Source organism: Chromobacterium sp. Beijing (assembly GCF_021496765.1).
In the GTDB taxonomy this organism is placed as follows: Bacteria; Pseudomonadota; Gammaproteobacteria; order Burkholderiales; family Chromobacteriaceae; genus Chromobacterium.
In genome coordinates this window covers 1,942,033-1,954,164 of record NZ_CP053750.1, presented here as the reverse complement: position 1 = coordinate 1,954,164, position 12,132 = coordinate 1,942,033, and the positions used below count along the sequence as shown (strand labels likewise).

Annotated in this window: 11 protein-coding genes; 10 read left to right on the top strand and 1 reads right to left on the bottom strand. The window is 64.0% G+C overall.

Going from position 1 to position 12,132, the window contains the following annotated elements:
- Positions 1-10: 10 nt before the first annotated feature.
- A complete protein-coding gene (gene tssB / locus HQN78_RS09090; RefSeq protein ID WP_107799467.1) occupies positions 11-517 on the bottom strand; it encodes a type VI secretion system contractile sheath small subunit in 507 nt (168 codons plus the stop codon).
- Positions 518-1,023: 506 nt separating this feature from the next.
- Between tssB and tssK the strand changes: the two genes are divergently transcribed.
- The 10 genes from tssK (at position 1,024) to HQN78_RS09040 (ending at position 12,131) form a co-directional block, all read left to right on the top strand.
- Positions 1,024-2,367: a type VI secretion system baseplate subunit TssK gene (gene tssK, locus HQN78_RS09085; RefSeq protein WP_107799466.1), complete on the top strand. Its 1,344-nt coding sequence runs from the start codon at positions 1,024-1,026 to the stop codon at positions 2,365-2,367.
- The gene (locus tag HQN78_RS09080; protein ID WP_235089093.1) at positions 2,364-3,026 is read left to right on the top strand and encodes a DotU/TssL family secretion system protein; all 663 of its coding nucleotides are present in this window, start codon (positions 2,364-2,366) and stop codon (positions 3,024-3,026) included. Before tssK ends, HQN78_RS09080 begins: the two co-directional genes overlap by 4 nt.
- A gap of 12 nt (positions 3,027-3,038) precedes the next feature.
- Positions 3,039-4,682, top strand: a complete 1,644-nt coding sequence (locus tag HQN78_RS09075) for an OmpA family protein (protein ID WP_235089090.1) — start codon at positions 3,039-3,041, stop codon at positions 4,680-4,682.
- Positions 4,683-4,807: 125 nt separating this feature from the next.
- On the top strand, positions 4,808-5,293 hold the full coding sequence (locus HQN78_RS09070; RefSeq protein WP_107799463.1) for an Hcp family type VI secretion system effector: 486 nt from the start codon (positions 4,808-4,810) through the stop codon (positions 5,291-5,293).
- Positions 5,294-5,440: 147 nt separating this feature from the next.
- Complete coding sequence (locus HQN78_RS09065) at positions 5,441-6,298, top strand: Clp protease N-terminal domain-containing protein (protein ID WP_235089088.1); 858 nt, start codon at positions 5,441-5,443, stop codon at positions 6,296-6,298.
- Positions 6,181-8,061 carry an AAA family ATPase gene (locus HQN78_RS09060; RefSeq protein WP_304502857.1) on the top strand — a complete coding sequence of 627 codons (1,881 nt, stop codon included), beginning with the start codon at positions 6,181-6,183 and terminating at the stop codon, positions 8,059-8,061. The genes HQN78_RS09065 and HQN78_RS09060 overlap by 118 nt, the downstream gene beginning before the upstream one ends.
- A gap of 192 nt (positions 8,062-8,253) precedes the next feature.
- On the top strand, positions 8,254-9,111 hold the full coding sequence (gene motA / locus HQN78_RS09055; protein WP_107799462.1) for a flagellar motor stator protein MotA: 858 nt from the start codon (positions 8,254-8,256) through the stop codon (positions 9,109-9,111).
- A gap of 15 nt (positions 9,112-9,126) precedes the next feature.
- Entirely contained in the window at positions 9,127-10,056 is a 930-nt protein-coding gene (gene motB, locus HQN78_RS09050; RefSeq protein WP_107799461.1) for a flagellar motor protein MotB, read from the top strand.
- A 19-nt stretch (positions 10,057-10,075) separates the two neighbouring features.
- Complete coding sequence (locus HQN78_RS09045; protein WP_227103703.1) at positions 10,076-10,819, top strand: class I SAM-dependent methyltransferase; 744 nt, start codon at positions 10,076-10,078, stop codon at positions 10,817-10,819.
- Entirely contained in the window at positions 10,806-12,131 is a 1,326-nt protein-coding gene (locus HQN78_RS09040) for an HDOD domain-containing protein (RefSeq protein ID WP_235089086.1), read from the top strand. The genes HQN78_RS09045 and HQN78_RS09040 overlap by 14 nt, the downstream gene beginning before the upstream one ends.
- The last annotated feature ends 1 nt before the right edge of the window (position 12,132 follow it).

The following is a 12,132-nucleotide window of genomic DNA, read 5'->3' as shown; positions in this document are numbered from 1 at the left end:
GGCTCCTGATTTAGTGGGCGGCTTGGCTGAGCGGGATGATGCGTTCCAGTTCGCTGCGCAGGTTGGCGGAGAGGGAGTCGTCGCGCAGGATTTTTTCCAGCTCGCGGCGGAAGGAGGCGTTGTCCAGCAGATTGGCTTTGAGGTCGCGCAGCAGATTGCGCATCGCCAGCAGCGCGCGCAGTTCCGGAATCCGCGCCGCCACCTGTTCCGGGTGAAAGTCCTTCATGGCCTTGAAGTCCAGTTCCACCGCCATTTCGGAACCGTCGCCGGCCAGCGTGTTTTCCACCACCAGCTTGGCCTTGGGGTTGAGTTCGGCCAGCACCGCGTCGAAGTTGTTTTTGTCGATGGACACCTTTTCCCGTTCCGCCAGAGGCCGCTGTTCCTGGCCATGGCTGTAGTCCCCCGCCACCAGCAGTTTCAGCGGGAGTTCGACTTTCTTCTGCGCTCCGCCGGTATGCAGGTCCAGCTTGATGTTGACCCGCGCGGCGGGCACTTCGTTTTGAAAGCTTTCAGCCATGGTGTTTCCTCCTGCGATCAAGGTTTGAAGCATGTCCATTTTCCATTCGGGCAAATGGGCGGTTGGCCATTTTTCGCGTCGTCTCCGTATTTTTTGGCGATGCGCGATCTGGCGGATATTCTGTGTTTTCCCCTTTTTTTATTTAGGTCAACAAGCTTGCGTTATTTGATTTTGTATTTATGTATGTTTCGTTTTATTTTTCAATGTTAACCAGATTATGGGGTTTGAGGCAATATGGTCGTTGGGTTGACAGGGTGGCTTGTTTGGTGGCTAGAATACGCCTTGTTTATGGCTTCGTGCCTTATTGATTTCAATGTCATAAATAGTTTATTTGTTTTTTTGTATTGATTTTATGGTTTAATTTTTGAAAATGTTTTTTTGTTTTTATTGGTTATTTATTTTTGATTTTTTATTGTGATTGGCTTGCTGTGAATTTTCAAAAACTCCGTGCGCTGTTTTTCAATGTTACGGCGTGCTGTTTCAGAGCCTAATCAGAGGTTGTCCGCATGAAAGTTTTTCGTCCGATGTGGGTGGAGGGCGCTTTATTGTCCCCTCAGCATTTTCAGCAGCAGTCCTTGTGGTTTTCCCATTTGGCGGCCTTGTTCGGACGTTTGGCTCAGCCCTATTTTTGGGGCTGTTGGGAGGTGGAGTGGGATGAGGCCGCGCTGAGCCTGGGCAAGCTGAAGCTGGAAAGATTGCGTTTGGTCCTGCCGGACGGCGCCGTGGTCGACTGCGCCGAGGCGGACCGCTTGCCGCCGGCGCGGGATTTTGCCGCGCCGGCCGAGGCGCTGAGCGTGCAGGTTTTTCTGGGCTTGCCTTTGTGGGAGGCCGGGGGAGGCAATTGCGAGCGCGAAGGCGAGACGCCGGCGCGGCCCAGGCGGCAACGTTGCGAATACCTGGAAGTGGAGGACTTGTACGACGGCCCGCCGGCGGAGCTGGCGGTGGAGCGCGGCAATTTGCGCTTGCTGTTGGAGTTTGAGGAGCGGGCGGACTATGTCTGTTGCCCCTTGCTGCGTTTGAGCCGCAACGGTCAGGGAAGATGGACGCGGGATGCGACGTTCTGGCCGCCGGCGCTGCGTTTGGACACCGCGCCGGGTTTGCTGGACATGCTTGGGCGGATAGAGGAGATGCTGCTGGCGCGCAGCCGCCAGTTGTCGGAGCGCCGCCGCGAGCGCGGACACGGCTTGGTGGATTTTTCAGTGTCGGACGCGGGCCTGTTCTGGTTTTTGCACTGCGTGAACAGCGCCTGGCCGGTGCTGGCGCATTTGCGGCAGACGCCGGCCAGCCACCCGGAAACGCTGCACCGAGCGTTGGCGCAGTTGTGCGGCATGCTGTCCACGTTTTCGCTACAGCAAGATCTGGCGGATATTCCCGCTTACCGGCATGAAGACGCCAGGCCGGGTTTCCTGCGGCTGGAAGACTGGATCAGGGGCTGCCTGGATACGGTGATCCCCTCCCAGGTGGTGTCGGTACCTCTGCAGAAAGGGGAGTCGTCGATGTGGCATGGCCAGTTGGCTGATCCCAGGCTGGGCGAGCAGGGCGGCTTTTATCTGTCGGTGAGGGCGGATATGCCGCCGGCGCAGTTGCTGGAGCGTTTTCCGGCGGTGTGCAAGATCGGCGCGCCGGAGGATGTGGAGACCGTGGTCAGCACCGCTTCCGGCGGCGTGCCTTTGAGCGTGCCGCCACGTTTGCCCGCCGCCTTGCCGGTGCGGATGGAAAACCTGTACTTCGTTCTGGACGCCGGCCATCCGGCCTTCCAGCGCATGCTGGCCGCGCAGGCGTGCTCTTGCTATGTGCCCGCGTCTTTGCCGGGTGTGGTGGTTGAACTCTTCGTGGTGTTGAAATCATGAGCAAGCAATTTCCGCCGGAGGCTTTGGCCCGCAGTTTCCGGGACACCGCGCTGACGGTGTCGATGTTGGCCGACAAGGACGCGCCGGAGCATGTGGAGGATTGGCGCGAGCACGCGGCCGGACTGGTGAGCGCGACGCGCGAGGCGCTGCGTCAGGCCGGCGCAGGCGAGGCTTTGATCGAGCGGGCCAGTTACGCGCAATGCGCCTTGCTGGACGAGGCGGCGCTGCGCCGACTTGAGGGTGCGAAGCGGGCGGCTTGGGCGCGGGAGCCTTTGCAAGTGCGCTTTTTCAACAGTTATCAGGCCGGCGAGGTGCTGCTGGGACAGATGCGGGCGCATTTGGCGCAGCCGGCGGCGGAGCCGGCGCTGGGCTGGTGCTATGCGATGGTGCTGGCCTTGGGGTTTCGCGGCGGGGAGGACGACGCGGCCAGTCAGGTTCTGTTGGGGCAGTTGAGCGCGGGCCTGCCTGCGCCCTTGCCGCTGCCTTCCGGCGAATTCGACGGCGGGGTTGCAATGTTGCGCGGCGGCGCGTCCCGGCGTTTCCGGCGCTTGGCTTTGCCGCTGGCCGCGGCTGGGGCGGGCTTGCTTGCGGTGTGGCTTGCGCATGCCGCGCTGAGCGGCTGGTTGAATGCCACCGATGCCGCCTTGGCGTTGACGTAAAGGGGGCGGGCGATGCGTATTCACGCGCATTTTTTCTGTTTATGGGCGCTGTCGCTGGCGGCGGCCTTGTGGTGGTTGGCGCAAATGGCGCCGTGGAGCGGGGCGGCGCGCCTGGGCGCGGGGCTGGCGGCTACGGCGTTCTGCTTGGGCTGGGCGGGTTTGAGGCTGCGGCGCTGGCGCCGCGACGGCGCGACGTGGGAGTTGTTGCTGCCGGGTTTGCTGGATTTGCCGCAGGGCTGGCGCAGCGGACGCGCTGCGGTGGTGGAACTGGAAAGCCGGCGCGGCGCCTATGTGGCGGTGGAGGACGGCGTGCTGAGGGTGATGGTGCCGACTCCGGCTTTGCTGGAGCGCGCGGTAGCGGAGCTGGTGGCCTGGCGGCGGGGTTCGCCGCCGGACGCCTTGGCCTTGCGTTTGGACGCTGCGGCCGAATGCAGCGAGCCGGCCTGGTTGGGGCGCTTGCAGGCGTGGCGACAGGCGATTGCCGACGTGGAACGTCGTTTGGCTTGCCGCTTGCCGGTTTATTTATTGGTGGGATTCCCCGCGCCGGCGCGCAGCGCAGGCATGGACGGCGCTCTGGGCGTGGTGTTGCAAGGCGCTCCGTGCGCCAGCCTGCGGCAGTGGCGAGAGCGGTTGGAGGATTGGCGCGGCCGGATGGAACTGCAGCCGCCGGCCTTGGGCGACGAGGGCGCGCGAGCGCTTTTCGATTTGCGTTTGCGCGCCGGCGCGGTGGGAGGCTGGCTGGGTGCTCAGGTCTTGCCCGCCATATTGCAGGGGGCGACGCCGGCCCCGGCGCCCGGCTTGCAGGGTATCGCCTTGCTGCCGGCTCAAGGGCGGGACGCGGCGTTGTCGCCGTGGGGCCGTTGCCGGCAGGCCTTGAGCGGTTTGGCCGTGCGTTCGCTCAGCCTGGACACGGGCGAGCCGGAAGGTGTGCCTAGAAGCTGGCTGTTCGGTTTGGCGCCGGGCGCGCGCCTGCCTGCCGTCTGGCGGCTGGTTTTGAGTCTTTGGCTCTTGGCTTGCCTGACGGCCGTGGCGGCGTTCGCCGCTTCGGCCTGGTCCAACCGAGCGTTGCTGGAGCGCTTGTCGGCCAATGTCGCGCATTATCGCGCGCTGCCGATAGAGCGGGACGAGGCGCGTCGCCAAGCGCTGCTGACGCTTGAAGGCGACGCGCGCGAGTTGCGGAGCCATGTCGATCTCGGCGTGCCTTTGCGCTTGGGATTCGGCTTTTACCGGGCTCAGCCGTGGCGGGAGCGCATTGCCCGGCTGATAGCCGATTACCGCCCGCCGGCGGCGGCTCCGGCCTCGGTGTCGCTAGACAGCCTGTCCTTGTTCGATAGCGGCAAGGCGGTGTTGCGCGCCGGAGCGGAGGCGGCGTTGCAGCCCGCATTGGCGGCGCTGGCGCTTTATCCGGAGCGAAATGTGCTGGTGGCCGGCCATACCGACAGCGTGGGCCAGGCGGAAGCGAATCAGCGCTTGTCGTTGCAGCGCGCCGCGGCGGTGCGCGACTGGCTGGCGCAGGAGACCGGCTTGCCGCTGACCCGTTTTGCCATCCAGGGCTACGGCGCTACGCGGCCGCTGGCGGGCAATGAGGATGAGGAGGGCCGGGCGCGCAACCGGCGAGTAGAGATTACCTTGCTGCCGGCGCTGCCCGTCAGGTGACGGGCGGCAGGCGGCGAGGAGGCCGCAGGGTGCGGCGCGCTTGCTCCGCGGCGTCGAGCTAGGACGAGACGGCGAGCGAGCTTGTTTAAACTTAAGTTATTAAGTTAAGCCAAGGAGGGTTTGATATGGCGATACCAGCGTATATGTGGTTGAAAGACGACGGTGGCGCGGACATCAAGGGTTCTGTGACGGTGCAAGGCCGGGAGAACAGCGTGGAGGTGGTGGAGTTCGACCACGCGGTGCGCATTCCCACCGATGGCAATACCGGCAAGTTGACCGGCACCCGCGTGCATGAGGCGCTGACCCTGGTCAAGGAGTTCGATGCTTCATCGCCTTATCTGTACAAGGCGGTGACCAGCGGCCAGACGCTGAAGGAGGTCGAGTTCAAGTGGTATCAGATCGACGACGCCGGCAGCGAGCAGGAGTACTTCAACATCAAGCTGGACAACGTCAAGGTCGTGTCGGTGGCGCCCAAGATGTACAACATCAAGGACCCGGACCGCGAGCGCTACAACCACTTGGAGGAGGTGGAAATGCGCTACGAGAAAATAACTTGGGCTTACAAGGACGGCAACATCATCCACTCCGACAGCTGGATTGAAAACCGTTAGCGCCGCCGCGCACGGCAAGTGCGGGGCTTAGGCGAGCGGCCGGCTTGGCGGTTCGTCGCAGCGTTTTGCGCTTGCCGGCGGGGTCCAAGGGAATTAGCGATGCCGGCCTTTCTGGCCGGCATGCGCTTTGTTTGGGAAAAGACGGACATGACTCTCGATTCTGTTCATTTGCTGCGGAGACTGAACGAGCACTGCGCCCGGGCGCTGGAGGCGGCGGTCGGGTTGTGCCAGGCGCGCACGCATGCCGAAATCACGGTTGAGCACTGGCTGGTGAAGTTATTGGAGCAGGGAGACGGCGATCTGGCCGCTTTGCTGCGGCATTACGAGATCGACGTGGATGAGATCTGGCAAGGCTTGCTGGCCACGCTGGAGCGCCTGCCTCGGGACCGGCGCGGCAAGCCGGGCTTGTCGCGAGGGCTGCAGGAGTTGCTGCAGGCCGCCTGGTTGATCGCTTCACTGGATTTCGGCGGCCAGCAGATGCGTTCCGCTCATCTATACCTCGCCTTGCTGGCGGCGCCGGAGCGTTTGTCTTGCCGGCAGGCCTGGCCATTATTCAGCTTGTCCGCCGCGCAGGTGCGCGCGCGCTGGGCCTGGCTGGAGCAGGTGTCGGCGGAATCCGAGGCGTTGGGATCTGTGGAGGCCGCGGCGTCTGCGTCGCCGGAGGCCGGCCGCGACGGGGCCGCGGCGGCGGATGAGCTGCCTGAGGTGTTGAGCCGTTTTGCTGGCGATCTGACCGCCAAGGCGCGCGAGGGTTTGATCGATCCCGTGTTGGGGCGCGACAAGGAAGTGCGCCAGATGGTGGATATCTTGCTGCGTCGGCGCAAGAACAATCCGATCCTGGTGGGCGAGCCGGGGTGGGCAAGACGGCTTTGGCCGAGGGCCTGGCCTTGCGCATTGCGGCGGGCGAGGTGCCGGAGGCATTGCGCGGGGTGCGTCTGCTCGCGCTTGATCTGGGCTTGTTGCAGGCCGGCGCCGGGGTCAAGGGCGAGTTCGAACAGAGGCTGAAACAGGTGATAGAGGCGGTGCGCACGGCGGCGGAACCGATTTTGCTGTTCATCGACGAAGCGCATGTGCTGGTGGGCGCCGGCAATTCCGCCGGCGGCAGCGATGCGGCCAATCTGCTGAAGCCGGCGCTGGCGCGCGGCGAGCTGCGGACGATAGCCGCCACTACCTGGTCCGAGTACAAGCAGTATTTCGAGCAGGATGCGGCGCTGGAGCGTCGTTTCCAGATGGTGAAGGTGGACGAGCCGGACGATGCCGCGGCCTGTTTGATGCTGCGGGGCTTGAAGCCGCGCTATGCCGAGCATCACGGGGTGGCGATCCGCGACGAGGCGATCACGGCGGCGGTGAGCTTGTCGCGGCGCTACCTGGCCGGCCGGCAGTTGCCGGACAAGGCCGTGGATTTGATCGACACGGCGGCGGCGCGGGCGCGGATGAGCCTGGAAGGGGCCGCGGCGGAGCTGCAGGGCGCGCAGGCGCGGGTCTTGGCGCTGGAAAGCGAGAGAGAGGCTTTGCGGGAGGATGCGCGGCTGGGCGCGGGCAACGCGCAGCTTGAGTCCCGCCTGAGGGCGATCGAGTCGGAACTGGCGGCGGCGCGGCTTGAGAACGAGGCTTTGCAAGGGCGTTACCAGCAGGAACGGCAGGGCGCCGAGGCGCTGCGCAGGCTATGCTGGGAGTGGGCCGGGCGGCCGGACGGCGCGGCGCGGCTGGCCCAGGCGCGGGCCGATCTGGCGGCTTTGCAAGGGGAGCGCCGCCTGGCGGCCGCCGACGTGGACGCCGCCTTGGTGGCTGAGGTGATTGCCGATTGGACCGGGGTGCCGGTGGGCAAGCTGCTGGCGGATGACGCGGCCAATCTATTGGGTTTGGCGCCGGCCTTGCGGGAACGGGTGCGCGGTCAGGAGGCCGCGGTGGCCGAGATCGCCCAGTCCCTGCTGGCGGCCAAGTCCGGATTGGCGCCGGGGCGAGGCCCCTTGGGCGTGTTCTTGCTGACCGGGCCGTCCGGCGTCGGCAAGACCGAAACCGGCCTGGCCTTGGCCGATCTTTTGTTTGGCGGCGAGCAGGCCTTGCTGACCATCAATCTATCCGAGTATCAGGAGGCGCATACCGTCTCGCAATTGAAAGGCTCGCCGCCGGGTTATGTCGGCTATGGCCAGGGCGGGGTGCTGACCGAGGCGGTGAGGCGGCGGCCGTACAGCGTGATCTTGCTGGACGAGGTGGAAAAAGCGCACCGCGATGTGCTGAACCTGTTCTACCAGGCGTTTGACCGCGGTTTCATGCGGGATGGCGAAGGCCGCGAGATCGATTTTCGCAATACCCTGTTTCTGATGACGTCGAATCTTGGCAGCGAGCTGTTGCTGGAACAGGAGGGGGAGGGGGAGCGCGGGGCCTGGCTGGACACGTTGCGCCCCGTGTTGCTGGCCCATTTCCAGGCGCCGCTGCTGGCGAGGATGCAGGTGGTGCCGTTTGGGCTGCTGTCCGAGTCCGCCTTGGCGGAGATCGCTCAATTGAAGCTGGCGACGCTGGCCGCGCATCTGAAGGAGTCGCAAGGCATTGAGCTTGAGGCCGGAGAGGACTGCGCGCGGGCGATGGCCGGCGCTTGCGGTAGGCGAGACAACGGCGCGAGAGGCCTGGATCATCTGATCCGGCAGCAGTTGTTGCCGGAAATGGCGGCGCAGTGTTTGCAGTGGCGTTTGGAGCGGGGGGGCATGCCGGCGCGGATTGCGCTGGCGGCGGGGCAGGACGATCAGCTGGAAATGACGTTGTTGTAATCGTCCCGGAGCCTCGCCGATACTTGGCTTCGTCATTTTTCAGCGCTAGTGAATATCACCTTCCATGTTTTTTGCAGCTGGGAAAGCGGATTGATACAATTCAATCCGCTTTTTCTATTATGAATAGAATAAAAGTCGTGCTGTAATGGAAATCGCAGCGATCCGAAAAATCACAAAGACAGGACTTGACGCATGTTCGTCGGAATCGGGTACCTCATAATTCTTGGCTCCGTGCTGGGGGGATTCGTCGCTGCGGGGGGGCATCTCGCCGCGTTGATGCAGCCGCTGGAGGTGGTGATGATCGCGGGCGCCGCGCTCGGCGCTTTCGTGGTGGCCAACGGCGGCGCGCCGCTGAAGGCCACGATGAAGGCTTTCCCCACCGTGTTCAAGGGCACGCCTTACAGCAAGGCCTTCTACATGGAGTTGTTCTCGCTGCTGTTCGAGATTCTGACCAAGGTGCGCAAGGAAGGCCTGATGTCCATCGAGGCCGATGTCGAGAATCCGGAAGCCAGTCCTGTCTTTTCCAAATACACCACCGTTCTGCACGACCACCACGTGGTGGAATTCATCTGTGATTACCTGCGCCTGATGGTGGGCGGCAACCTCAACGCTTTCGAGATCGAGAACCTGATGGACGTGGAGATCGAAACCCACCATCACGAGGGCGAAGTGCCGGTCAACGCGGTCAAGGGCCTGGCCGACGGCTTGCCGGCCTTTGGTATCGTGGCGGCGGTGATGGGGGTGGTGCACACTATGGAGTCCGTGGGCGCGCCGCCGTCCGAGCTGGGCATGCTGATCGCCCACGCGCTGGTGGGCACCTTCCTCGGTATTTTGCTGGCCTACGGCTTTGTCGGCCCGCTGGCCACCATTCTGGAGCACAAGCTGGGCGACGGCACCCGAGTCTACCAAACCATCAAGGTCACCATTCTGGCCAGCCTCAACGGCTACGCGCCGCAAGTGGCGGTGGAGTTTGGCCGCAAAGTGCTGGCTTCGCATGATCGTCCGTCCTTCAAGGAACTGGAAGACCATGTGAAACAGGCGAAGAAATAAGCGGGGGGCGCGATCATGGCTGACGAATCGCAACGGCCCATTATCGTCAAACGCATCAAGAAGGGCGGCCACGGCCACCATGGCGGCGCCTGGAAGATCGCCTACGCCGACTTCGTGACCGCGATGATGGCCTTCTTCCTGCTGATGTGGCTGCTGGGTTCCGCGTCGCAGGGCACTTTGAACGGCATCGCCGAATACTTCAAGACGCCGCTGAAGGTGGCGCTGTCCGGCGGCGCCGGCGCCGGCGACGCCACCTCGGTGATCAAGGGCGGCGGCAATGATTTGACCAAGCAGACCGGCCAGGTTAACAAGTCCGGCTCGCCGCAAGACGAGATCATGCGCAAGCAGCAGGAAAAAGCTTCGATGGAGCAGCTGCAGAACAAGATCCAGAGCACGGTGGATCACAGCGAGCTGCTCAAGGAGTACAAGAATCAGCTCAAGCTGGAAATCACCCCGGACGGGCTGAAGATCCAGATCGTGGACGAGCAGAACCGTTCGATGTTCGACTCCGGCAGTTCGCGCATGCTGCCGCATACCCGCGTCTTGCTGCAGCAGCTGGCGAAAGAGCTGAACATGATGCCGAACAAGATCAGTATCTCCGGCCATACCGACGCCAAGCCATTCGGCAGCGGCCAGGGCGGCTACAGCAACTGGGAGCTGTCGGCGGACCGCGCCAACGCGGCGCGGCGCGAGCTGGTGGCGGGCGGCCTGCAGGACAACAAGGTCTTGCGCGTGGTGGGCCTGTCCTCGGCCAACCCGCTGGTGAAGACCAATGTGTTCAGCCCGGAAAACCGGCGCATCGCCATCGTGGTGCTGAACAAGGAAGCCGAGAGCAATATCCTCAACGACGGCTACAAGCCGCAGATGAACCAGGATGTGATTGGCGGGCCCGCGGAGGGCGGGGCGGAGCCGGCAGAGGCGCCGGCGGAAGCGCCGGCCAAATAATGCCGATGCGAGCGTTGCCTTGTTGAGCCGCTTGCGCCATCTGGGCCTGCAAGTGCTGGCGGCCTTGGCGGCGATGTATTTCGTCGCCCCCGCCGCCCAGCCCTTGGCTTGGGCGATCCTGCAGGGCCTGTGCGCGGCGGCCTTGGCCATTTTCATGCGCCTGCCGGGCTGGCAGCGTTTGCTGCACGGGCTGTTCGTGCCGGCGCTGGCCTTGATGCATCAGGCGGCCTTGCCGCCTTGGGTGTATTTGCTGGGACTGGCGCTGACTTTCGCGTTGGGCCGCAACGCTGTGCTGGAACGCGTGCCCTTGTATCGCTCTTCCGCTCAGGCGGCGGAGCGCCTGGCCGAGCGCCTGCCGGGGAGGGCCGCCTTGCTGGAGGCTGGCTGCGGAGACGGCCGGCTGGCGGTCTGGCTGTGCCGGCTGCGGCCGGATGTCAGGGTTAGGGCGCTGGAAAGCGCCTGGGGCAGCTGGTTGTTGGCCCGCGCGCGCTGGTGGCTGGCGCGGCGGCCGCGGCGGCTGGAGTTCGCCTGCCGCAGTTTTTGGAGGGAATCTTGGGGAGAGTACGATGCGGTGTACGTGTTTCTGTCCCCGGAGCCGATGGCTAAGGTCTGGCGCAAGTTTGTGGCGGAAGGCCGGCCCGGCAGCCTGCTGGTCAGCAACACCTTCGCCGTGCCCGATGTCGAACCCGATGAACGCATCCCGCTGGGAGGCGCTTTGCAAACCGAATTACTGATCTGGCGCCACCCACATGGAGCTTGCTAACTGGATCAAGTCCATCGCCGAACGGCGTTGGCCGATTCTGCCCAATACGCTGGGCGAGCTGAAGGACATCTGCGCTCGCCACAGCGATCTGATCAATTTCACCGACCTTGCCAATCTCTGTCTGTCCGACCCCTTTCTGCTGTTGGACCTGGTCCGGGTGGTGGGCGGTTCGCGCGCCTTGCAGCGCAATGAAAGCATTCCCTCGGTGGAGCAGACGCTGCTGCTGATGGGGCTGGAGGCGGTGACCAACCGCTTTGGCCGCGTCGCCGCGCTGGAGGCGGTGCCGGACAAGCTGGACACCGAGGTGCTGGAGGCGGTGGAGGACTGGCTGGGCCGCTCCCGGGTGGCCGCCTTGCTGATCAAGGAGTGGCTGTCTCTGCAGGGCGATCACAAGGTGGAAGACTGTTTCGTGGCCGCCTTGCTGTACAATCTGCCCGCCTGCCTGTTCATGATGCAGCGCAATCAATTGCCGGACCGCCCGCTGCTGCAGGAAATGTCCAACGCCTTCGATTGCGATTACGCCCAGGTGCTGGAGCAATTCATCAAGTTGATGCCCTTGCCCACCGGCCTGAACGCCCTGCTGGGGCCGGGCAGTCCGACCAAGCGCCGCCAATTGCTGCGCCTGGCGATGGCCACCGCCAACTCTCTGGAGCAAGGCATTTGGCGCAGCACCTGGCAGGTGGGCGTGGAGGCCGCGGCCAAGCTGATAGGCTGCGCGCCGCATCTGGCGCATCAGGCGGTGGTGCACGCGGCCTTGTCGGTGGCGCGCCACCCCCGGGCGGTGGGCTATATGTACCCGGTGCGCAGTCTGTTGATGCTGGAAGGGGAGTACAAGCGGCCCAGCTTGCAGAAAACCGCGGCCTTGAGCGACGCGGAGCAGATGGAAAAGGCGATACGCGAATCCATCCGCCACCTGGCCAATGATCTCAAGTTCGAGCGGGTGTTGTACTACCGTTACGATCAGGACGCGCATGCGCTGAAGCTGCGTTATCAGCTGGGCCTGGGCGACAGCCATCCGCTGCGCAAGCTGGCCCTGGGGCTGGAGCCGGGCTCCTTCTTCGCGGTGTTGACCAGCAAGCCGCAAAGCTTCCACGCGCCGGCCCTGGTGCGCCAGCAGTTGGAGCGGCGCTACGAGGACCTGTTTTTCGAGCATGTCGGGGACAATGAATTCGCCCTGATCACCCTGTTTGTCGGACATGAGCTGTCCGGCGTGTTCTATGTCGACAACGGCCATAGCGGCCAGGCGATCGACGAGGACAGTTACCACCGTTTCAAGGATTTAGTGGCGCGCCTGACCCTGCTGCCGCAATAGG